This window comes from Saccharibacter sp. 17.LH.SD (assembly GCF_009834805.1).
Lineage (GTDB): Bacteria > Pseudomonadota > Alphaproteobacteria > Acetobacterales > Acetobacteraceae > Saccharibacter.
This window is the reverse complement of record NZ_WVHO01000009.1, coordinates 243979-267259: the sequence shown is the minus strand read 5'-3', so window position 1 is coordinate 267259 and position 23281 is coordinate 243979. Positions and strand designations below refer to the sequence as shown.

The window sequence follows — 23281 nt, the reverse complement described above, 5'->3', positions numbered from 1 at the left end:
AAACATCATATTGTCACCAGTAGGAAAATCCCTCATGAGCACACGCACAGAAACGGACGGTTTGGGCGAAATTGAGGTCCCCAATGACGTACTCTGGGGCGCTCAAACTCAACGCTCTCTGCATTATTTCAGCATTGGTCGTGAAATCATCCCACGCGAGATGATTGAAGCCTATGCCATCATTAAACGTGCTTGCGCTGTCTCAAACGCCGAAAGTGGCCGCCTTTCCAAAAAGAAAAAAGATCTCATCCTCGTTATTTGTGACGAAATCATGAGTGGAATGCATGACCGCATGTTCCCGCTGCATGTTTGGATGACGGGATCTGGCACACAGTTCAACATGAATATCAACGAAGTCATTGCAAACCGTGCAAGCCAAATTGAAGGCTATAAATTAGGGAGCAAAACGCCATTGCATCCTAATGATGACGTTAATATGGCCCAATCCACCAATGATACCTTCCCAAGTGCAATGCATATTGCAAGCGTCATTGGTGTGCACCGTCAGCTACTCCCAGCACTAACGCGCTTACGCAATGCCATGGCGAAAAAATCTAAACAGTGGGAAAAAATCGTTAAGGTTGGCCGCACACATTTACAAGATGCAGTGCCCATTACGCTTGGGCAGGAATGGTATGGCTATGTCGGTATGCTTGACGAGCATATTGACCGACTAGAGCAAGCACGTGATGCTCTTCTCCCCCTTGCATTAGGTGGTACCGCTCTGGGAACGGGAGTTAATACAGACGAAGAGTTTGCAGAGCGTGCCTGCGCAGAAATCACACGCTTAACAAAGCTCAAATTTACGAGCGGGACGAACAAATTTGCTCTCCAAGGAGCCCATGATTCGCTTGTTCATCTCTCAAGTTGTTTACGTGGCCTCGCCAATAGCCTTTTTAAAATTGCAAACGATATTCGCTTATTAGCCTGTGGCCCTCGTGCTGGGTTAGGAGAACTTACTCTACCCACCAATGAACCTGGCTCATCCATTATGCCAGGGAAAATCAACCCGACACAGGCTGAAGCCCTGACAATGCTATGTCTACAAGTGATGAGCAATGATGTTGCTGTTGGTATGGGGGGCGCGAGTGGTATGCTTGATATGAACGCCTACAAACCACTCATCATCCATAACATCATGCAGAGCATGACACTTCTTCATGATGGTATGAACAATTTCTGTAAGTTCCTCATTGAGGGAATAGAAGCTAACGAGACACATATCAAAGAAGCTCTAGAACATTCTCTGGTGCTTGTCACAGCTCTCTCCCCTGCTATCGGTTACGATAAAGCGTCACAGGTGGCCCATCATGCTATGGAAAAGGGATTATCTCCGCGTCAAAGTGCTTTGGACCTTGGTGTGATGACAGCCGAAGACTATGACCGTATCGCCGACCCACATCTAATGCTTCATCCTAATATTACACTGTAAGTCAATACATAGTTTCTTTACGGAAAAGGTCTTGTGCATAAGATACATTGCACAAGACTTATGGCGTTTACCCATAGACTATATGCGTTCTTTAAACATATCCTACAGGACGCACTCTCACACAGTCAGCACATCATACAGCGAGAAGAAAATCTTCCCTTCTCGCTGTATGATGTATGTGCGGATGACTTTTGATAATGATAATCATTATCAATTTTAAAATATCACCGCCCTATCGCTCTATCAACTTCTTTCTTCGCAAAAGAAGGCCTTCTCTCTCCGCGCACGAATATGTGGCACAAACAGCACAAAACTCCCCTGTACCTCCTGAAAGAACCTCACTGCTCATGCCCTTTTTCCCATGCATCAAACTGCTTCACCGCACGCAGTTTAAGCTCTTCACGTGCTTCAATTGTTTCTAATGCCCGTGCTGTAGCAATATCAGTGCCTCGATTATGGCGCTGACGTGCATCTTCTTTTAGATCAGAGATAACCTCAGCCCCGCCAACATAACGAGCTATGTCTGCCAAGAAGACATTCTGCGCATCAGGCGTTAAATGCTGACGAATTTCCTGTTTATGCTGTACAATAATCTGCCAAGCAAACTGAGGGTCCCCGCTATGGGCACCTATAATCGCCAATACACGATCAATACGACCATTAGGAATGACACCGCTATACGCCAAATGAATGGTTTTCTCAATTAATTGAGGATTCGTAACATAAGACAGTGCATTGAATAAACGGAGCTTCACTTCCGTACTCGTTGCATTCTGAAGGCGATCCACCAACAAGGACCAAATCGCTTCATCAGCATGACGAGCCACTAAGAGTGTGACAGGCCCGACAAGGGTCGGAGATAATGACTCAGGGGCATTACTCCATTGCTTAAAGCGTTTCATTACCTCTTGTATAATCGCTGGGTCTTCAGCAAGCCCTAGCATGGTGATAAGCCGCGGTCGCATGATCGCATCCAGCTCACTTTCACCTTGTTTTTGATCCCATCCGACTTTCTGGAATATCGGCATTAATATACGTTGAACAAATTTATGGAACTCTGGCTGACTGGCTTTGTTTTGTTCAAATTGATCTAATTCTGTAAAACGATCGAACATTTCATCAACAAGAGAAATATTCTTTTTTTGAGAATCAGGAAGACCCCCTAACAAATTAAAGTAAAAATCTAATGTTTTCTGACCAGAGGAGAATAATGCATATTGATCACCTAAAATATTAACCTGATCAACAGGTGATAAAGCATTAAAGTTTTTCTTTATTAAAGAAAATGAGACTTTATCATAATTTACACGATAATACCCACTTTCTCCTTCGTTAAATATCCATGGTTTATCACATGACCCTATAAACGAAAGACTACTATTCCCTTTCAATACAGACGTTTGTGGTTTTCCATAAAAATTTCTGGAAACAATAGGAATATCCCAAAATAATGGCTGCGCATTACGGTCATGGATCGTAAAACGTTTTTGTGTAATTTTGTAAATTCCCTTGTTATTATGGCATGTTAATGAAACATTTATTTGTGGAAATCCTTTTTGTTCCGTGAAGCTCCGTGCAACATTCGTAACATCACGACCAGATACAAACGACAGAGCATTCCATAGGTCTTGGCTTGTCGTATTTCCATAGGCATGATCGCGCATGTAACGCCGCATTCCATCACGGAAATTTTCCTCGCCAAGCCACCCTTCTAACATGCGGATAACCTGCTCGCCCTTACCATAGCTGATATTATCGAATACCGTCTCCGCTTCCTCCACATTATGAATGGGCTGCTGAATCGGATGCGTTGTCGATAACGCGTCAACCGCCATGGTAGCCTCACGCGTTGCATGTTGGCGTGGCCAAAGCTGCCATTCTGGATTAAATTTATCTGCTGCTTTAATCTCCATCCAGCTGGCAAAACCTTCATTTAACCAAAGATTATTCCACCACCCCATCGTGACCAAATCACCTGACCATTGGTGGGCCATCTCATGTGCGACAACCTCATAAATCATCTCACCTGTGTATGGCGTGCTATTCTTCGGATCAAACAAGAGATAATTATCAATATATGTGAGCGCCCCCCAGTTCTCCATCGCGCCAGCCTGGTAATTGCCGGGGATCGCGAGCATATCCATTTTCGGTAATGGATAACGCACGCCGAAATAATCGTTATAATAAGGCAGAATATCTGCAGCCGCGTGAAGCGCATAGTCTCCTTGGCTCTGCCGGCCTGAAGGCGCATAAACACTCAGATCAACTCCCGAACTTTCTGTTCGAACAGACGAGATATCGCCAGCAACAAAAGCTAACAGATAGCTCGACATGCGTGGCGTCGTTTGGAAGAAAACACTTTTCCATCCAGCTCCAATAGCCCGCTCCCGTGCAATCGGCATATTACTCACAGCATGCTCATAAGCCGGCAGTGTAACCGTCACATCAAAACGCGCCTTAAATGCCGGCTCATCCCAAACAGGGAGCATACGCCGTGCATCAGCAACTTCAAACTGCGTTACGAGTAAACGGTGCGTATGCCCCTCAGCATCTTGATAATCATCATGATAAAGCCCATTGGGCGTGTCTAATATAGGCCCTGTATAATCTAAGCGTAAAATATGTTTGCCACGTCGAAGCGGATGCACAAAACGGAACGTCGCTGTTTGCTGCTTGTCATCTTTAATAACGGCCTTAGCGCTTTGATCATCACAAGAAACATGAAAAATCTGTAACCCTGCTTGATTCAACGTGATGGATCGCGTTGGGGATGACACATCTATCGTGACAGCTTCATGGCCTTTCATTAAAAGGGCTTGCGGATCTAACCTGAGATCTAAATCATAATAGGAAGGTACTACATTTTTAGGGAGCTGCCCTGGGGTCGTTGAAAACGAAAAAGGCGCCTCTGCATAGGCCATTTTCCCTTCCCAGCTCGCTATCAAAGCAATCGTTGTTAATAATAAATATTTTTTCATATGCTCATTCTTCTATGAAGATATTCCCACTTGAAGAGGCTAAGTCAGATCAATCAGAAATGCATTACCCTACCTCATATAAAAGATGAATTATTATTAAAATATAATCGTGAATAAACCACTCCTTATAAGCTCCCTGTCTCCCAGCAATTTGGACCTCATGATTTTTACATATAAAAACCATCTTTTTAAAATTATCTATCGTAAGAAACGTCCATCAAGAAGATCATATAAGCTCGCCGAAGGAGGCTTCATGAATAGAATCGCGGTATTCATTACAGCAGCTACATTACTTGTCAGTGGAGGAGCCTATGCTCAGCCTCCGGCAAGCCCAACACAAGCCACAATAACACCTCCCTCTCCTGATGTTTTGAAGAGCTTCAGCGATGCTGGAATTCCACCTAATGATACAAAATATTGGTTCAGTATCGGCGTTAAAGATGGGAAAACAGCCACCGCTCTCAATGAGATTTTCGATCAAACTGTTTCAGACGCGCATCACCCCGATACAGACAACGCAGAGTTTTTTAACAATATCCATCCCATCGTAACAGCACTAAACAACCAAAAATTTACCCTTGATGATTTGCATCGTTTAATTGCTGAACATCAAAAAGCTGAAAATGCTGGAAAAGCCGAAGAATTAGGCCCTGATCTTACAAATGTTATTATCGATAGTGCCATCAAAATTCATCACGGAACTCCCCTTCAACAAGTCATGAATGAATTGAATACACAACAACACGCTATCGATACGGCTGAAAAACAAGAACAAAACGATTAACTCTTCCTAAAGCTCATGTTACCCGCAAGAAAAAACAAAGGGAAAACTCTTATATGTCGTATCATGGGCTTTCCAGGACTCCACTTAGGCTTCAAACGAATGGCGTTCAAAAAACCAAATATAAAGAGTTGGGAGAACGCACAATGTGAGTAAGGTGGAGGTTAAAAGGCCACCAATCACAACAGTTGCCAGTGGCTTCTCAACTTCAGCTCCCATGCTCCCAGAAAAAGCCATAGGAAAAAACCCAATACTCGCCACACTTGCCGTCGCCACAACAGGCCGAAAACGTGATTGTGTTGCGTCTATAACTGCACGACGTACATTTATTCCCTGTTTTCGTAACGTCTGTATTTGGCTTACTAAAACAACACCATTCAAAATAGCGACACCAAATAAAGCGATAAACCCAATCCCGGCAGCAATACTAAATGGCATATCTCGTCCGTAGAGGGCAAAAACACCGCCACTCGCAGCTACCGGCAAATTAACAAAAATCAGAGCAGCAGCCCCGACGGATTCTAGGGCTACTACGAGCAGCCCAAAAATAAGCACTAAGGCAATCGGCAGCACGATTGAAAGACGTGCAAGAGCGGAATTGAGATTACGAAACTGCCCAGCCCACTCAATGTGGTATCCTGCTGGGAGCGGCATATCACGTTCCACCGTTTTCTGTGCTTCCGCAACAAAGGAACTCACATCACGCCCTCTAACATTGGCTTGGACAACAACACGCCGCTGCAAATGGTCTCTATCAATGCGCGAGACACCATTCTCGACCGAAATCCGCGCAACATCAGACAATGGTATCCACCCCGATCCATCAGCTCTTCTTATAGGCAATCCTTTAATCGTCTCAACAGAATGGATAACTTCAGGTTTCAAGCGGATCTGCGTAGGGATGATGGCTTGCCCCGTCATCAACGATGTGCCAATCCACCCACCGATAGCGCTGATCTGATCCATGACATCCGTCACTTGCACGCCATGTCGTGCTGCGGCCTCACGATCGACATCAATATGAATAAAAGGCACTGTCCCCGCCCCTTGGGGGGCTACATCTACAGCACCAGGAATTTTTGTTAGAATTCCTGTCAAATGATGAGAAAGACGATCCAACTCTTGCAGGTCATTGCCGTAAATGGAAATCGCCAGTTGTGTTCTCACCCCGGCTAAAAGATCATCCATTCTCATTTGAATTGGCTGGGACCATTCATAGTCTGCACTAGGGAGTTTTTCCTCAAGCGTTTCAGCCATCTGAGCAACGAGATGTGCTTGTGTTTGCCCCACAGACCATTCAGAACGCGGCTTTAGCAGCACATAGCTATCAGACTCATTAACACCCATTGGATCCGTCGGTATGGCAGAGGTTCCTGTTGTCGTCACAACCGTCTTCACCTCTGGGAAGGACCGCAAAATTGTTTCTTGCTTTTTAAGGGCGTCCAAAACGGTTGGTAACGACGCGCTCGGTAAGCGCACGGCCGTCACTGTGACATCACCTTCTTCTAATTGCGGGACAAACTCACCTCCCAGATGGAGCGCCAACAAACCCGCCCCAGCGCATCCACAAAGCATAGCACTTAAGACAAGCTTGCGGTGTGATAAGCTCCACGTCAGAAACAGCGTATAATAATGATGTAAAAATGTAATAACGCGTGTTTCATGCCCTTTATTAACGTTATGAAGCAATAATACGGAAAGAACAGGAATAACAGCGAAGCAGTAAACGAGCGATGCTAGAAGCGCCATAACCACTGTTTGGGCCATGGGGCGGAACATCTTTCCTTCAATATCTTCCAGCGTCAGAATGGGAAGATAAACCAGAATAATAACAAAAATGGCGAAGCTAACCGGCTTCACAACAGCACGTGCAGACTCAATCGCTGTTTCTGCTACGGTTTCACTTATTATTTTTTCTCGACGACGATTGATGAAATGCTCGACCACCACAAGAGAGCTATCGACAATCATACCAAAATCGATTGCACCCAAGCTCAATAGGTTCGCCGATACCCCAAAATAACGCATTCCTATCATCGCTGCGCACAAAGCCGCTGGAATGGCCGATGCAATGACCAAAGATGCACGCCATTCGCCTAAAATCACAATTAGGACAACAACAACCAATCCCGCGCCTAAAAGCAGATTATCTTTAACCGTCGTGATCGTCTCATGCGTTAAAGTAGACCTTTGATAAAAAGTCTCTAAGGTAACATTCTGTGGCAGAGACTGCAGAATGATAGGCCATGCTTTGTGTATTGCTGCCAAGACAGCGTTAGAACTCGCATCGGCTTGCATTAAAACAGATCCTGTGACGATCTCCCCTTTTCCGTCACGTGTCACTGCTCCAAGCTGTGTCCGTGGAGCTTGAGAAATATCCCCGACGTCTTTCAATCGCACCACCGGACCGCTTGGCGTGATTTTCAGTGGGATATTAGCAAACTCGTTAAGAGTACTGATTAAAGCACGCCCCACAACGACCTGTTGTTCAGCTTGATGGACAATCCAACCACCGCCGGCAGACTGATTATTTCTATCAATTGCCTGATAAACATCAGAGACCGTTAAACCATACGTCCTCAACCTAACGGGATCTAAAGCAACCTGAAAGGTTTCCTCTGTTCCCCCGTTCACATTCACATCGGCCACACCAGGCACGAGCTTCAATTGTGGAACCACCTTCCAACGCATAAGCCTGTTCAGATCCATCAGCGAATAACCACGCCCTTTGATCTGAAATTGCATGATCTCACCCATGCCTGTTGCACGCGGTCCCAGTGTTAGGGAGACACCAGGCACAGCAATAGTGTCATGTGCCTCCTGCAGACATTCAGCAACAAAGGTACGATCCTGATCAATATCTGTTGCGTCATCAAATTGCAGATAAATGGCGGATACCCCCGTCCGCGACACTGACCGCAAATCGGTGACCCCTTTTATGCCGGTCAAACTCGCTTCAACAGGAAACGTAATGAGCTTTTCTACTTCCTCAGTTGCTAAATCCGGAACCGTTGCAGACACGAGAACTTGTTTAGGTGATATATCGGGGACAGGCTCAACAGGCAGGGTGTCCATACAGAAGACACCAACGCCCCATAGCGCTACAACACACCCAATAATAAAGAATCTTTGCTTCTGAAACGCAGCAAACATGAGGCGTTATTCCCCTTCCATATTTGCTGAGAACGCCACCGATTTTAATGAAAAACTGCCTTGAGCAACCACCTGATCATTCGGCTTAATATCACCCGTCACAACCACATGGTCATTCAACTCTACGACAGGCACAACCATGTGGGGTTGAAAATGATCCTGACCCACCTTTGTATAAACAAGCATATGGCCACTAACTTCCTGTAGGGCGGCAGCTGGAATGATCAGCCCATGAACGGGATGCGATGATAAAAGTGTCGCATCGAGCTGCATTCCTGGGCGGAAGCGATGCGTCGGATCATTCAAGGTAGCCATAACGCGTACTAGCCCCGTCATGGGATCGACAACACTCTCAATGGTTTTTACGTATGTCGTAAAAGAAGGCATGGCCATCGCCCCTGCAGGCGACAAAATCATCGTGCTTCCCAAAGAAATTTGAGCGATATCTTCCTGGCGTACAAATGCAACCGCCCAAATTGTCGATGTATCCGTCACACTGATAACGATATCACTCGGCGTAATGGTATTATTTACAGCGGTATTGATCTCCTCCACGCTTCCATCAACCGGAGATTTTAATAAGGACGTTTCATCTCGTATGATTTTCTCCGTCGGCGATGTAAATTCATCTGTCATTCTATGCTCTAACATCTGAATTTCAGCACGCTGTGATTCAACATCACTTTGTGCGGCATTCAACCGTGCACGCCGAGTGCTTAACTCACCTTGAGAGACACTTGCCCCTAATAAGCTAACGCCACGTTGATAGGAAAAACGTGCATCTTTCAGAAAAGCTTGAGCTTTTTCTAACCGTGAAGAAGCTTGCTCCATCGCCAAATGCAACTCATGTAATGAGTGATCTGTATAGACAAGAAGCCCTTGACCTTTACGAACAATTTGCCCCGGGAGAGCAAGAATCTCAGCGACTTTACCCTCACCCGCTGGATGAATCGCCACGGAACCTGCTCGATTAGCAAGAATGCTCGCCATTGCTGAAATATGCGGCGCAATATCACCTAGCGTGACGGGAGCATAGTGCAGCCCCTCATTACGTTGTGCTTCCACGCTCAAGACGACAGGTTGGCGCCAAAAAGGAAGCTCTTCAGCTAAAGCAGAAGACGCTAAGGAAAACCCAACCATCATGGGAAGCAAAGTTAGGATAAGAGAAGACATCAACCTCCCCTTAGTTAAAGACTTCCTTTGAGGCACAGTCATTTTCCTCTTTTGACAAAAAAAGATCGCCCCTTAAAGCATATTCCTCCCCTTTATTCCATTGAATAATGCACTCTACACTACATAACAACAAATGAAAATCATACTGATAATAATTATTATCATTAATACATAAATTTTATTTGTTCATGAATTGTTGCAGAGACTCACTAATTACATCATCACCGTCAGTCATCTCAATAATACGGCGTGATATTTTAGGCATATTTGTTAAAACCACTAATGTCGCTGCCACATCATCACGACAAATAATACCGTACGGCACAGCAAGACCAGCCTTAATACGCCCTTTGCCAGGTTCGTCACTGAGTGTAGACGGACGCAATATGACCCAATCAAGTTCACTCTCTGTAACGTAAATATCCGTCTGTTTTTTTACATAGAAATAATGTTCAAATACCTTAGAGTATGGTTCTTCTCGCCAAGACTTCGGATAGGCCGACACATGGAGAAAACGTCCTACCCCCGCTTTATGAGCAGCATCCACACTCCGCTTCAACCCTTCTCCATCAATAGCATTGATCAACTCAATGCTTGCCCCGCCAGCACCTGCTGAAAAAACAACCGCATCCATCCCTTCCATCAATGCAGCCAAACCTTCGACGGATAATTCAGCTAAATTAGCCAAAACAGGCACAGCCCCAGCATTTTCTAACGCTTTGGACTGCTCTGGACGACGGTGCATCGCAAAGGGTTGATGACCTGCTTTTACGAGTAATGGCACAAGGCGCTTTCCCACTTTTCCAGCAGCACCAATAACCAAAATTTTCTGCGACATCCTAACATCTCCCTCATCATTGTCGCACCTAAAGTAGAGAGAGTGGTATAAAAACCAAACACATAATATTATGTTCGGTATGCATTCTCACCAACCCAGCATCCAATCATAACTATCGTAAAACACGCACCATTATCCTCTATGTAAGGGGACAGAAAGAATAACACTGGAGAGGATGTGGGATAAACCGGGATATGCCGGGACGTATCGGGATAAGGAATGGTAGTTTTCTAGGAAAAATTCGCTTTGCAGTATGAGTTAATCGGCATGCAGGCGAAAACTGTCCAGGAAGAAATTAACGGCACTTTTTGAGACTAGAGACAGAATGGTATGCATTTCTTCTCTAGTCTTTTTTATGCGTTTGAAAACCGTTTTAAACGCCTTTCAATCAAAATCATGAAATACACCAACAACACGCCCTACGATCCTGAGATCAGCTTCTGTGTTAGCGTTACCCCAGCATGTTTTTTCCATAGGGATGTCAAATGATGGATAGACTGGGTTGTCACTGATGATTGAGTAGGTCCATGGGTCTTTGACGCCAAGGCGCTTTACTAGCGTGGTTTCTCCAGCACGCATGACATAAATGCCTTGTGTAAGCCTCCGAGGGGCATAATCCACAAAAAGGGTATCCCTAGAATAAATAGTGGGAGCCATACTATCTCCCTGTACTCGCATCATGAAAACGCTTTTGGGCACCATTCCTAAGAGCTGGTGTATAAAATCTCGGGAGATCGGGACCATCTCGGCATGTTCCCATTCCGAAGGGATGAGGCCGTTACCTGCTGATGCTTCTATATTGAATAGCGGTATTTGAATTAACTCTGACTCTGGCAAGCCATCTACTTTAAGTGGAACGGATAAGCTTTCTTCTGTTTTATTCTCATCAATCCCCAGTATCAGCCAAGCTGGATCAACCCCACATGATCGCGCTATTTTTATAGCGACATCTATCTTTGGTTTTTGGCCTTTTAAATAGTTCGTTACAGACGCTGGCGATATGCCAACGGAACGAGATAAAGCAGAAAACCCACCGGCTTTCTCCACGACGATACGAAACCTACTGGCAAAGTCTTTCTCTTCAAGGTTTAACGCTTCATCTTTGAAATTTTTCGACATAAAATTATCCAACAAAAATACAGCTGATTTCTGCGGATTTTAAAGTTTCATCCACAAGACAAACAACAAACTGAACATTGAAGCGATATTTTATTGTTGCATCGCTATTTTTATAGTGCATAATACAGGACGTAGCCCCGGTTGAGTTACCGTTGAGGTTGTAAAAAAGAAACCCGGCAGCCACCGGGTAGTGAGTTTCGAGGTAGGTATTATGGCACAAAAACGCACTGGAATGCACCCTGAAGATATCAGGGCAATACTTAGAAAGCGTTATGGCAGTATGGCCGCATTGGGACGCCTTTGGGGTGTTTCGAGAACAGCCATTCCCAATACAATTAATCAACCGGGCTATTCTGTTCCCATGGAGGGCCGTTTGGCTCATGAGCTAGGCTCTCCCGCCCATGAAATATGGCCAGACCGTTATCATCGTGATGGTACTCCCGTTTCATTCCGTACGGATAGAGCGATAGCAGCAAGACAGAGTGTTAATCTTCGTAAAAGCGGCGGTGCAACATGAACATGTCGAGGAAAAAATACCGCGAGAAAATGCAGAAGAGCATTGGCCGCTGACTCCGCGGCAAACGGTTTGACAGAGGACTTACTCAGAAGGAATTGGCTGCTGCCGTAGGCATTTTAAATAATAGCCTATCTCAGCATGAAAGAGGCGCTTTCGCCATGAATTGCGTAACATTCCTTGATTTACTCTGCGCTCTGGATTGCACTCGGGAAGAAGTGTTCGAGCTGTTCGATATCTACGCCAAGTTGCATCATGGTAATGTGTCATGAAACGGGGGCGGATTGAACATAGCGAGCAGCTTGATCTGCTGAGTTGGCAAGCTCCGATTACCCATGCCTCTTTTGATGAGAGGCTGATCCGTGGAAACTCGTTTGAACATCGGTTGAGTCGTGCAATTTCGGTTTCCTTGGATGAATGTTCATTTTCCAGAGCTGAGGTGGCGGAACGAATGGGCGATGTCATGGGCATCCGCATTAGTGAGAATGTTCTCAATGCTTATGCAAGTCCAGCCCGTGAACGTCACCAGATCAGTGTGCCCCGTTTTGATGCTTTGATGAATGTAACGGGCGACAGACGCTTGCTCGAATTTCTTTGCATGTCGCGTGGTTTAGCTGTGATTGACCGGCGTTATCTCCCTGTTGTCGAGCTGGCTTATCTTGATGCTCATCAACATGACGTCGCCCGTCGCAAGCGTGCCTTGCAGCGCTCTATGATGCTGGGGAGATGAAGATGGCGTGGTTAAGTTCAGCCGAGCTGACGAACCTCAAATTACCTGGCATACCAACAACTGTCCGAGGTTTACACTTACGTGCAGAAAATGAAGGATGGCTTGATCCACGGCGCGAAGGAGAATTGTGGCGTATTCGATCAGGTCGTGGTGGTGGATATGAATTTAATACCGACATGTTCCCGCTTGGAACTAAAGTTGCTCTGGCTCTCAAGACCTCTATCGTTCCTCAGAAAGAAGAAAGCAGTTCGGTTCTCTGGCAGAATTATGAACGCCTGAGTGATAGTGCTAAGGAGCGTGCACAGCGAAACCATCGCATTTTAATGGCGTATCAAACGCTGGTTGATAGTGGTGTGAAGAAAGGTGAAGCTGTCGCTGCTATTATCGAGACTAGTGGAATAGCACGGCGCACATTATACACTAATCTTCGCAAAGTTCGCGGCATTGCACGAACGGACTGGCTCCCTGCTTTAGCGGATGGAGCTCAACGAGCCGGTCGCAAGAAAATCGATATCCCAGAGGATCTCTGGGAGATGCTTAAGGCGGATTATCTGCGGCTCTCTCAGCCCCGCTTTTCGGACTGCTATCGACGCATTGTCGCCAAGGCAGATGAGCATGGCATTACATTACCGTGTGAGAAAACACTTTACCGACGGATACAGGAGCTTCCTGTAGAAGTTAGGGTGTTATCTCGTGACGGGATGCAGCGGCTGAAACAACTCTACCCCGCACAAGAACGTGACCGGACTGTGTTTCATGCCTTACAGGCTGTGAACTCAGACGGGCACCGCTGGGATGTGTTTGTCAAATGGCCTGATAATACGATTGGCCGCCCTGTGATGGTAGGATTTCAGGATCTCTATTCTGGGAAAATTCTCTCATGGCGGGTTGATCGTTCCGAGAACACTGAAGCTGTACGACTAGCCTTTGGTGATCTGGTGGAAGATTACGGCATCCCAGAAATGTGTTTTCTGGATAACGGACGTAACTTCGCCAGTAAATGGCTGACGGGCGGAATACCGAATAGGTTTCGTTTTAAGGTCAGAGAAGAAGAGCCGCTTGGTTTACTTCCTCAACTAGGGGTTCAGGTGCACTGGGCCACGCCTTACGCTGGGCAGTCAAAACCGATTGAACGGGCGTGGCGGGATTTTGCTCAGAGCATTGCTAAGCATCCACGTTTTGAAGGCGCTTATACGGGTAATAGCCCTGTGACAAAACCGGAGAATTACGCTTCTAAGGCTGTCTCGATTGAAGAGTTTTTAGCGGTCGTCGCAGAAGGTATTGCCGAGCATAATGCCCGTAAGGGACGGCGGAGCGCTGTTTGCGCTGGGATACGCTCTTTTGATGAAGTGTTTGCTGAGTCTTACGCGGCCTCTGCGATTACCAAGGCAACAGCAGAACAACGGCGGCTATGGTTACTCGCTGCTGAAGGGCAACGGGCCAATACACGCGATGGATCGCTAAGATTACTCGGTAACCGCTACTGGTCCTCTGAGCTTCTGGAGCATCGAGGGCAGAACCTTGTGGTTCGCTTCGACCCAGAAAATATGCACCAACCTGTTCACGTTTATCTGCAAAGTGGTGCTTATCTTTGCTCGGCAGAGTGTGTGGACGCGGTTGGATTTGCAGACCAGCAAGCTGCTCAGACGCATGGCCGCGCACGACGGCAGTTTATGCGAGCAGCTAAAGAACAGCGGGATGCGGAAGTGCAGATGACGCCTCAGCAATTAGCTGATCACTGCACGCCGCAGGAACCGGAAAAGGAATTCCTTGAAAGCAAGGTGGTTCGACCTTTTAGGCCACAGACAAGCGGTGCCGCTGCCTTGGCGGTAGAACCTGCCTTTATCGCTGATGATGAGGAAGAAGTTGGGCGTAACGCTCGACTGTTGAGGCTGATCAAGTCTGATCAGTAAGTGGTCACCGGGCAGCCACCCGATGACCTGTCTAAATGATAGGTAGGCATTCAGACTATGGTAGATACACACAAAATTTCCGTAGACACAAGCAAAGAACTGGTTGAGCGGGTCCGGCAAGCAATGGAAGAAGACCGTATCTCGCAACGAGTTGCGGGTGAACAGATTGGGATTCCATCTAGCACATTAAGTCTATGGCTTAGCGGAACTTATAAGGGAATCCTCGAAAAAGTGGAGGCAAAGATCAGCAAGTGGCTGGATGCTCGCACGATACGAGAGCGGACTCTTGCTTCTTCCATGCGAGTGCCAAGTTGGGTTGAAACGCCTGCTTACACAACCTTTGAGCTAGTATTTACCCATAGCCAATTTACACCAGATATTGGGTTGATTACCGGCGGCGCTGGTGTTGGTAAAACCTTTGCCGCTAATACCTATGCTAACCGAGGTGTAAATGTATGGGTCGTGACTGCTGATCCAAGCATGAAAACGCCCCTAAAAGCACTCAAGGAAATTGCTTTTGTATTGGGGGACGTTAGTCGAAATGACGGAAGTTGGCTGCGTGCCATCGTTCGACGAGTGAAAGGCTCACAAGGGCTACTCATTATCGATGAAGCCCAACACCTCTCCACAGATGCGATTGATCAGATCAGAGCTATTCACGATCAGGCAGAGATTGGTGTGGTGTTTAGTGGCAATGAACCATTGCGAGGGCGCATAGAGGGCATTGGGCGTTTGGATACGCATGCCCAGCTATTTAGTCGCATCGGTATTCGCAAGGACCGCAAGAAATGCTCGCGTGGCGATGTAGAGGCATTATTGAATGCATGGCAGCTCGAGAACCAAAATTTGCGTCTGTTAGTCACTGCGATTGCCTCCCAGCAGGGGGCGCTGCGGACAATGAATAAGGTTTTGAGATACGCTGTGCAGCTATGCCGAGCCGATCATAGAGATGAATTGTCTCTTGATGATGTGCAGTCAGCATGGAAAGAGCTGACAATGAAACCAGTACCTTCCTTCAAGAAGGAGGCGTAATCATGGCTAAGAAAACCCTTATTCAAAAGCTTTCAGATGCGATGGGTTCACATGGTGATCTTGAGCTTATCCGAGACGCTACCGTCGCGTATCTCCGCAAAAACACCGATCCATACGAACAGGTGGGATTGTTCAGTGCGTTCCTAGAAAGACATGACCCATTCTTACCGCATGATCGTTGGTTCCAGCGGATAGTGCTGAGTTTTCTCATGAGCCTAAACCCGAATGATCAATTGGGTTGTGTGGTGGAAGAGCTGGAGAAAGCTGAATTACCGCTCACCGTTGCTGAGAAGCTGGAGCGTCGCGCGGCAAAATGTATCGTGCCGGGTTTGCGAGGATTTCTCCTTTCCAAGGCACGGAGGGCTCGCATGATGGAACAGCTGATTGGGGCTCGATACTGAAGGGGCGCTGACCATGAGTGTCAAGAATAGCTTCACAATAATGTCTGACATCATAGCGCCTCCAGGAGCGCCGGTGCCAGGGCAAAGCGAGATTTTCGGAACAGAGATCATGACTGAAATGCAGAAGAAAGCCTTGTTGGACAAGGCGACAAAACCGGGTCGGAAGATCACTTATTATAATGGCCATCAACGCGCGATTGAAAGCTTTAAGCCTCAGGATGTTCTTGTCCATGATTGGGTATCTGAGTGTGTAGAGGCTGCTTCAACTATGCAACAAATGATGAAGGACGCCAAAAAGAAAGACTTTGTTGAATTTGACCTGATCCGTGATCTTATCGTGGAACATTATGGCGCACGTGTAGGTGGAACTCGTGGCGGGGCCGAATTAGAAACGTTGGACAGCTTACGGAAAGTCCAGATCACTATCGTTGATCAAAAGAACGTCGCACCGGCCATTATAGCCGCTGAAGCGTTAGTGCGTGAAGTGATGGATGATCTGATGGACGGCGCATCAGCGGGGCTTCGTCAGATCGTAGATCAAGCCTTTGTGCGTAATCAGTTAACGGGTCAAATGTCGACAAGTCGCATTCTTAGATTGGTGACGCTGGATATTAATCACCCCAAATGGCCTGCTGCTCAGAGAGCCTTGAGAGACGCCATCAAAAATGTAGCACCACGCCGTTATATGCGGTTCTACACGCGCGAGACGCCTCGGGAAGCTTGGCAACTGATTGACCTCAATTATTCGTCGCTGGAGGTATAAAATCATGGCTGAATTTGATGGGAACGTTTCTTTAATTAAGAAAGAATTCGAATTTAGAATACTTTCTTTGGATAAGATTATTACCGAATATCTAAATGCAGCAAACAAGGCTGGGAAAAGCCCAAAATTTCAAGAAGGCGCTCTTTCAGGAATGATTTCCTATTTCCTTCGTCTGGAACGGGAAATGTATCCCATTGAGTGGTATCCTATCCCCGTAAGAGATGTCGCTACGATTACGGCGACGCGTATTAACGAGCTTATTAAAAATAACAAGGCTATCCGTAAATTAAGACGGGGTAAATCTTATGACTGGGCGCATGAGACATTCTAGGCAGGATCAGAAGAGGCTTCTGGCTCTGGTCCATATTGCTAAGAAAGACCTTGCCCTTGAGGATGAGAGCTATCGCTCTCTTCTTCACCGGATCGCAGGACAAAACTCTGCCAGGGGTATGACAGAGAAGCAGCTGAATGATGTTCTGGCTGAATTTAAGCGATTGGGATGGGAGAAATCCCCCAGGAAGAAGCGTTATGTTGCGGCTAATCGAGCTTCTGTGCGGAAAATCTTCGTTCTTTGGGGAAGCTTACGGGATCATTTGGCGTGCAAGGGATCGCGGGCTGGGTTGCGGGTGTTTGTCGAGCGTATGACAGGCGTCTCTGATCCGAACTTCCTTGATGATCAGAAGGCTCAACAGGTGATTGAGGCTTTAAAAGCCATGCAGAAGCGCAAACGAGCATAGAACGACACGTTTGTAGAGTAATGAAACCCTCAGGGAGACACATCATGGAACGAACCGTTGCGTTAGAAGCTTATGACCCGAAGAGAAAAGAGGGGCCTTATCCTGTCGAGGTGACTTTCCATTTTGGAAGAAAAACCATCAAGGTAGGGAAAAAAGGCCATCCTAAGTTGATCGTGGATGTGGTTATTGAAACCAAAGTAGACGATAGGAAGGTTCAATACCCACTGGCCACGGATGATGAGGGGCGTGTCAGCGTTATGAAGGGGCAGAAAACCCTTTATTTGACAGATGAAAGCGCCAGTAAATGGGAGTCCTTTTGTGACGAAATGCAAGACATTGCCGCTGAAGAGCAGATGCGCTTAGATGAAGAAGCTGAATAAGACTCAATATTGAGATCGTCGAATAACTTTAGACCATCCTTTTATCATTAAGGGGATGGTTTTTTCATGCCCAGAGAGCCCTGGCATAGGGTCGAAGCCTATGGTTGCTTCAAGGGCTTCTGGCGTGAGTTGACGACAATGGGCTGGCGTATTGTTTTGGCAGATGATGGCAGCCGTTCCACCGTCTAACGCATCATAAACCAATTTAAACATCGCCATTGGCACGGCCATCCGATCAGGCCCTATTCTTTGGGGTATCGCTGGGAACACAGGCCCTGTCACAACATAAATCTCCCCATCATTGATTGCGGCCTGCCGCGTATCTTGTTCAATTTGGTTCCATGGACCACTATTCATTTGCTCGTCCTGTGCGACAACGTTGGAATAGAAGTATGTCTGAATGCGCGTTGGCCAATCCGGCATATCCCCTGATGGGGCTTGATGGCCACGAGCGTAAATGGTGTCGTGAAAATCGACTTTCCCTGTTTGGCCTTCTTCTGGCAGCCGGTAGTCAATTGAGAATGTAGTACGTCCATGCAAGGCAAGTGCCTTTGGAACGCTCTCATCCGTTAAATGTTCAGCAGCCCAGAGCGGCGCTTTGTAGATAGTTGAATAGCCGACAGCATAACCTGCATTACATAATAACTGCCCTGCTTGAGGAGGCTGACCTCCCACAAAGAATTGAGGACAATCAGCCATAGCCGCATCAGACCAGAAAAACGCGCACAAGATAAGAAGCCTTGTCATGAGAACTGCCTAACATATCTCAATTAAAACTGTCGTTTTCTTTTGTACTCGAAGCGTATTTCTTTTATAATAAAGACTGAATTTCTGCGGAATATTAGGAGTTGTGGCAGTGGCGGATTTTAGTGTCCCAGTGCCGGTTGAGGTCAGCTGGATTGCCGACGTGGTAGGAGAAGAACAAACATTCTCTTTTGTCGAAGCGTGCGCCGGTCAGAAAATATGGGTACCTGCTGTCAGAGTTGAGAAAAGTAATCTCGCTAAGACATGGGGCGTGCCGTTAGCTCAATGCTTATCGGACCGTTACGGTGGTGATCATTATGGCGTGCCCATGTTAAAAGCGTGACGCATAAGACGGTTGGCTCTTATGGGATTTTCACATAATGAAATTGTAATTCGAGTTGGGGTGTCTAGGCCACAGATCCATGGTGTTCTCTATCAAATCAGAGGTGAAGTCGCGGCCCGACGGAACCGGATTACCGATGAACGCCAAATGAACTTGTTTGATTGATTTTTAAAATAGTTTAAACGGCATTAAAAAGCTATTTGCAGAGTGTTTTAAGTCACTCTCACCCCCTCCCGTGCGTATCGGGGTAAAGGGTGGATACCTGAGCAGAATGCTCTTAATTTTTTATTCTGTCAGGTATGAAAACGAGCCTGACTGAGACTTTAAATTTTACGCTGAAATATGAGGGAGGATATTCCTCCAACCGGGCTGATCCAGGCAACTGGACCGGTGGCCGCATCGGCTCTGGTCGATTAGTTGGCACGAAATACGGTCTCTCTGCTCCATTGGTGTGTCGAGACCGTGGGCTGTGTGTCTCTTCCCAACAAATGAAAACGCTCAGTGAAGACGATTACAGAGCCTTGGCGGAACGTTATTTCTGGCAGCCGATGCGCTGTAACCAGCTCCCGGCAGGTCTTGACGCGTTAGTGTTCGATCACGGTTTTAACACAGGGGTTAAAACCTCTGCACGTTTGCTTCAAACGATTGTCCAGGTTGATACGGATGGTGTCATTGGACCCGGCACAGTGCGGGCTATTGATACGGTGCGGCTGACCGATGTCGGACGGCATTGCTCTTCGGTGATGATCCAAGATTTACAAGCGCGGCTGGAATGCCCACAGACGGGTCTATTGGATGCTCAGACATTGAGCATTATTGAGCAGAAAAATCAGCGTATTGTGTTGATATGCTACGCCCTAAGTAGCCTGCAAATGGCTGATTATCGCTGCAAATCTCAATTTAAAGTCTTCGGATCAGGTTGGTTGGAACGGGCCAGAGCACGCCTAAAATTGGCGTTATCGCTCGCTGATAAAAAGTGCGTGCCGCTGCTGGCTTGACAGAAAGATCGGGCTTGCTGGGCGCAGCGGCCTTTTATGTGAAAGCGCAGACGCAGCGCATGGGAGTTTATCAATGGAGTGGTTTAAAAAATTTGCCCCAGCACTAACCACATTAGTGGATTACGTTCTAGGTGGCACTCTTCAGAAATACGGCGAAGTTGCTCAGACGGCGGTGCGTTCGGCCGTCACAAAAACAGATAACGGTCTGGATGAATTGGTGGCGATTTATCGCAAATATGACGCGAGCCATCCTCTGGTTCAAATGGCCGTTACGGAGGCTCAGAATTTACTCCGTATTGCTGGACTAAAAGTGCCAGAGGCAGAAGATCTTGCGAGCCACATTCGTGCGGCTATTCATGATGTCGCCTCTGTTTTTGTGACATTGGACGGACCTTCCGTTGTTGACTCTACGTCCACAGCACAGGCGCCACAGACACCGCACCCGCAGGTCTGACCATGAGTGAGCGGATGTTTCTAGAATTGGCATTAACTGGGACGTTAGCTCTCGCCAGCATGTTGATGGCGTCATTGCTGTTCTGGATTCATCGGCTCTCTGGTGAAGTGCGGGAACAATCTGTCGAGACACGCACATTGTCTCGTGAATTAGAGACGATCCGCACGACACTGGCCGGAATAACAAAAATTCTAATGGAGGGGCATCATGGTTGATCGATGGGCCGCGATAAGGCTCGCCATTCTGACAGGGCTCGTGGCGCTGAGTGTGGGTATGCTGTTGGGTGTCCGAGGTGGTGAGTTGGAAGCACTGCACTCTTGCGGAATAGCGGCGGTAGGAGGTCGATAATGAGCCTTCATAGCAGACTGACGGAAGAGCGTCGGTGGAGAGTGCTTGATTTTCTTGAGATGGCTCCAGGTCACACACTGAATGAAGATGTTGTCCGCAATTTGTTTCGAGAGGCTGGGTTTCATACAGATGTAGAAACATTGCGGGCTGATATTGATCATTTAGAAAAATATAGTTGTGTGACGCTGACGCGCTACAGATTACGGCAGGCACGGTATCTTTTGGTTATTGCTTTGACATCTGAAGGTCAGCAAACATGGCAGTGTGAGCGCTTTGTCCCAGGCGTGATTGCAAGGAAGCCCTTGTAACATGCCGCGTCGCTCCAAAATCAGTTGTCTCCCCCAAAAAATAAAGACCCGAATTGGGGAGCTGTATGATGCCGGACACACTCTTGATGAGATTATGGCGGCGCTTGAGGGCGTTGATGCTAGCCGTTCATCTGTGGGACGGTACGTCCAACAGCGCGATAAATTGGCGGAAAATGTGCGTCGTTCGCGCGAGGTCTCTGATTCTATCGTCCGCAATTTGGGCGACAAAACCCCTGGAAAACAACAAGCGCTCCTGATTGAGCTTTTCCATACGGTCATGTTGGATTTGTTTCTCAACAGAGAAACGGGAGACATTAGCAGAGATGGTATAGCAGCCCTCAAAGGGAGCCCCAAAGGGATTTCCCAATTGGCTGATGCTTTGCATTCTTTGGCAAGAGCCAACCGGCTTGATGTAGATGTGCGAGCTGATCTGGAAGAACGGGCCCGTCAGAAAGCAGAGCGTGAAGCGCAAACAGCAGTAGAAAAAGCGGCAAAGCGACAGGGTCTTTCGGCTGAGACCGTACAGCAAATTATGGCTGGGGCATTTGGAGTAAAATCATGATACTACCTGTGATATTCTTGCCCTATCAGTCTGAATTGATGGCGGCCGTGCGTCAGCACCCAGTGGTCGTCATTGAGAAAAGCCGACGCACGGGCATAAGCTGGGCAGCCAGTTTTATTGCCGATCTGATGGCTGCGGCTTCTGTTGAAGCGGGCGGCTCCGATGTATTTTACATCGGCTATAATTTGGAAATGGCTCGCGAGTTTATTGATTACTGCGCGGAGCATGCCAAGGCGATGCAGGCTGCTTCTATGCAGGTTCAAGAAAGCTTCTGGAACGACCCCGACCGTGAAGAGAAAGATATTAAGGTCTTTCGAATTGACTTCAGGAGTGGGCATAAGGTTCTTGCCCTTCCCAGCAGGCCGCGTGCCTTGCGTGGTATGCAAGGGCTAGTGATCATCGACGAAGCGGCCTTCCATGATAATCTTGACGAGCTTCTCAAAGCGGCTCTCGCCCTTCTCATGTGGGGTGGGAAAGTTCTCATTATCAGCACGCATAATGGCGATACGAACCCCTTTAATACGCTGGTCAATGATTCCCGATCTGGCCGAAAACCTTATCATCTCTTACGGCTGACACTCGATGATGCGTTGCGTGATGGTCTTTATAAAAAGATTTGTGAACAGACCGGAAAAACATGGTCCCCAGAAGCCGAGCTGCTCTGGCGAGACGAGATATTTAGCAATTACGGAGAAGCTGCCGCTGAGGAACTGGAATGTATTCCTTCAGCGGGATCGGGAGCCTATTTGCCGCTCGCCCTGATCGAGGCGCGGACTCAGGCTGACCTCCCCGTTGTGCGTTGGGGCTGTGACAGTGGGTTTGTGCTGTTATCTGAGCGCCTCCGCGAAGCAGAAACGAACTTCTTTATTCGTGAGCAACTCGATCCATTACTGGCTGAGTTAGACCAAAAAACACCGCATGTTTTTGGAGTGGATTTTGGACGCTCAGGAGATTTGACGGTCATTTGGCTTTTAGCTCTGGGAGAGCGGTTGCACCGGCAGACGAGTTTTGTTGTTGAGCTTCGGAATGTGCCGTTTGAACAGCAAAAGCAGATATTGCACCATATTTTAAACGCGACACCTCTCTTACGGGCCGGTGCCTTAGATGGGCGCGGCAATGGGCAATATCTCGCAGAAGTTACGGTCCAGAAATATGGCAGTCGTATCGAAGCGGTGATGCTCAGCGAGGGCTGGTATCGAGAGAATATGCCGCCCCTCAAAGCGGCCTTTGAGGATGGTTTGATTAGTCTTCCGCAAGACCGCGAGATTGTGGATGATCTGCGAGCACTCACGCTAGTGCGTGGCGTTGCCCGTGTGCCGGAAGGACGCACAACTGGCAGCACAGGCAAGCGACACGGTGATGCGGCGATTGCCCTTTCTTTGGCGTATGCCGCTAGCCGCGCCACGCCGTTTGACTATGGCTATACGCCTGTTCCCCTGCCGTGGATGCAGAATGATGGGTCTGGCCTGCGAGAAACCGCACAAGATGAAGAACGACGCGACCGATTTGGAGGCAAAACGGGAACGTTTGGGCTCAATGGAAAGGTTTACTTATGACGATAAAGGAAAAACAGAAGAAAG

25 protein-coding genes are annotated in these 23281 nt (G+C 47.4%); 19 read left to right on the top strand and 6 right to left on the bottom strand.

Translation table 11 applies throughout. The features are described 5' to 3' along the window. The first annotated feature begins 34 nt into the window (after positions 1-34). The gene (locus GS501_RS02610; RefSeq protein WP_160830302.1) at positions 35-1432 is read left to right on the top strand and encodes a lyase family protein; all 1398 of its coding nucleotides are present in this window, start codon (positions 35-37) and stop codon (positions 1430-1432) included. Positions 1433-1770: 338 nt separating this feature from the next. On the opposite strand, the gene GS501_RS02605 is transcribed toward GS501_RS02610, so the two are convergent. Further along, entirely contained in the window at positions 1771-4410 is a 2640-nt protein-coding gene (locus tag GS501_RS02605; RefSeq protein ID WP_160830301.1) for a M1 family metallopeptidase, read from the bottom strand. A 253-nt stretch (positions 4411-4663) separates the two neighbouring features. Between GS501_RS02605 and GS501_RS02600 the strand changes: the two genes are divergently transcribed. After that, positions 4664-5194: a hypothetical protein gene (locus tag GS501_RS02600; RefSeq protein ID WP_160830300.1), complete on the top strand. Its 531-nt coding sequence runs from the start codon at positions 4664-4666 to the stop codon at positions 5192-5194. Between the two features lie 84 nt (positions 5195-5278). Here GS501_RS02600 and GS501_RS02595 read toward each other — a convergent pair whose 3' ends face one another. From GS501_RS02595 to GS501_RS02580, 4 genes are all read right to left on the bottom strand, one after another. Beyond that, positions 5279-8344: an efflux RND transporter permease subunit gene (locus GS501_RS02595; RefSeq protein ID WP_160830299.1), complete on the bottom strand. Its 3066-nt coding sequence runs from the start codon at positions 8342-8344 to the stop codon at positions 5279-5281. A 6-nt stretch (positions 8345-8350) separates the two neighbouring features. Next, on the bottom strand, positions 8351-9517 hold the full coding sequence (locus GS501_RS02590) for an efflux RND transporter periplasmic adaptor subunit (RefSeq protein ID WP_160830298.1): 1167 nt from the start codon (positions 9515-9517) through the stop codon (positions 8351-8353). 178 nt (positions 9518-9695) lie between these two features. After that, entirely contained in the window at positions 9696-10355 is a 660-nt protein-coding gene (locus GS501_RS02585) for an SDR family oxidoreductase (protein WP_160830297.1), read from the bottom strand. A gap of 384 nt (positions 10356-10739) precedes the next feature. Continuing rightward, positions 10740-11489 carry an XRE family transcriptional regulator gene (locus tag GS501_RS02580; protein WP_160830296.1) on the bottom strand — a complete coding sequence of 250 codons (750 nt, stop codon included), beginning with the start codon at positions 11487-11489 and terminating at the stop codon, positions 10740-10742. A gap of 175 nt (positions 11490-11664) precedes the next feature. Here GS501_RS02580 and GS501_RS02575 point away from each other — a divergent pair, with 175 nt between their 5' ends. From GS501_RS02575 to GS501_RS02535, 9 genes are all read left to right on the top strand, one after another. Beyond that, entirely contained in the window at positions 11665-11991 is a 327-nt protein-coding gene (locus tag GS501_RS02575; protein ID WP_370517914.1) for a helix-turn-helix domain-containing protein, read from the top strand. 265 nt (positions 11992-12256) lie between these two features. Continuing rightward, on the top strand, positions 12257-12718 hold the full coding sequence (locus tag GS501_RS02570; protein WP_202405269.1) for a phage regulatory CII family protein: 462 nt from the start codon (positions 12257-12259) through the stop codon (positions 12716-12718). 2 nt (positions 12719-12720) lie between these two features. Further along, positions 12721-14631 carry a transposase domain-containing protein gene (locus GS501_RS02565; protein ID WP_160830294.1) on the top strand — a complete coding sequence of 637 codons (1911 nt, stop codon included), beginning with the start codon at positions 12721-12723 and terminating at the stop codon, positions 14629-14631. A 57-nt stretch (positions 14632-14688) separates the two neighbouring features. Next, complete coding sequence (locus tag GS501_RS02560) at positions 14689-15663, top strand: AAA family ATPase (protein ID WP_160830293.1); 975 nt, start codon at positions 14689-14691, stop codon at positions 15661-15663. A gap of 2 nt (positions 15664-15665) precedes the next feature. Next, positions 15666-16064, top strand: a complete 399-nt coding sequence (locus GS501_RS02555) for a hypothetical protein (protein ID WP_160830292.1) — start codon at positions 15666-15668, stop codon at positions 16062-16064. Positions 16065-16077: 13 nt separating this feature from the next. After that, positions 16078-16827, top strand: coding sequence for a DUF3164 family protein (locus tag GS501_RS02550; RefSeq protein ID WP_160830291.1), 750 nt, complete (start codon positions 16078-16080; stop codon positions 16825-16827). Positions 16828-16831: 4 nt separating this feature from the next. Beyond that, positions 16832-17158: a hypothetical protein gene (locus GS501_RS02545; protein WP_160830290.1), complete on the top strand. Its 327-nt coding sequence runs from the start codon at positions 16832-16834 to the stop codon at positions 17156-17158. Beyond that, on the top strand, positions 17145-17564 hold the full coding sequence (locus GS501_RS02540) for a regulatory protein GemA (RefSeq protein ID WP_160830289.1): 420 nt from the start codon (positions 17145-17147) through the stop codon (positions 17562-17564). Before GS501_RS02545 ends, GS501_RS02540 begins: the two co-directional genes overlap by 14 nt. Positions 17565-17608: 44 nt before the next feature. Continuing rightward, complete coding sequence (locus GS501_RS02535; RefSeq protein ID WP_160830288.1) at positions 17609-17944, top strand: hypothetical protein; 336 nt, start codon at positions 17609-17611, stop codon at positions 17942-17944. 3 nt (positions 17945-17947) lie between these two features. Here the strand turns inward: GS501_RS02535 and GS501_RS02530 are convergent, their stop codons facing one another. Further along, positions 17948-18691 (bottom strand): DNA/RNA non-specific endonuclease, encoded by a 744-nt coding sequence (locus tag GS501_RS02530; protein WP_160830287.1) that lies wholly within the window; start codon positions 18689-18691, stop codon positions 17948-17950. 109 nt (positions 18692-18800) lie between these two features. On the opposite strand from GS501_RS02530, the gene GS501_RS02525 reads away from it, so the two are divergent. From GS501_RS02525 to GS501_RS02490, 8 genes are all read left to right on the top strand, one after another. Next, complete coding sequence (locus GS501_RS02525) at positions 18801-19031, top strand: hypothetical protein (protein WP_160830286.1); 231 nt, start codon at positions 18801-18803, stop codon at positions 19029-19031. A 299-nt stretch (positions 19032-19330) separates the two neighbouring features. Continuing rightward, positions 19331-20029: a glycosyl hydrolase 108 family protein gene (locus GS501_RS02520; RefSeq protein WP_160830285.1), complete on the top strand. Its 699-nt coding sequence runs from the start codon at positions 19331-19333 to the stop codon at positions 20027-20029. 73 nt (positions 20030-20102) lie between these two features. Beyond that, entirely contained in the window at positions 20103-20483 is a 381-nt protein-coding gene (locus GS501_RS02515) for a hypothetical protein (protein ID WP_160830284.1), read from the top strand. 2 nt (positions 20484-20485) lie between these two features. Beyond that, positions 20486-20698 carry a hypothetical protein gene (locus GS501_RS02510; RefSeq protein ID WP_160830283.1) on the top strand — a complete coding sequence of 71 codons (213 nt, stop codon included), beginning with the start codon at positions 20486-20488 and terminating at the stop codon, positions 20696-20698. Then, positions 20691-20831: a hypothetical protein gene (locus GS501_RS02505; RefSeq protein WP_160830282.1), complete on the top strand. Its 141-nt coding sequence runs from the start codon at positions 20691-20693 to the stop codon at positions 20829-20831. Before GS501_RS02510 ends, GS501_RS02505 begins: the two co-directional genes overlap by 8 nt. Further along, the gene (locus GS501_RS02500) at positions 20831-21139 is read left to right on the top strand and encodes a hypothetical protein (protein WP_160830281.1); all 309 of its coding nucleotides are present in this window, start codon (positions 20831-20833) and stop codon (positions 21137-21139) included. The genes GS501_RS02505 and GS501_RS02500 overlap by 1 nt, the downstream gene beginning before the upstream one ends. A 1-nt stretch (position 21140) precedes the next feature. Next, on the top strand, positions 21141-21701 hold the full coding sequence (locus GS501_RS02495; protein WP_160830280.1) for a phage protein Gp27 family protein: 561 nt from the start codon (positions 21141-21143) through the stop codon (positions 21699-21701). Further along, positions 21698-23257: a terminase large subunit domain-containing protein gene (locus GS501_RS02490; protein WP_237442372.1), complete on the top strand. Its 1560-nt coding sequence runs from the start codon at positions 21698-21700 to the stop codon at positions 23255-23257. The genes GS501_RS02495 and GS501_RS02490 overlap by 4 nt, the downstream gene beginning before the upstream one ends. Positions 23258-23281 lie beyond the last annotated feature (24 nt).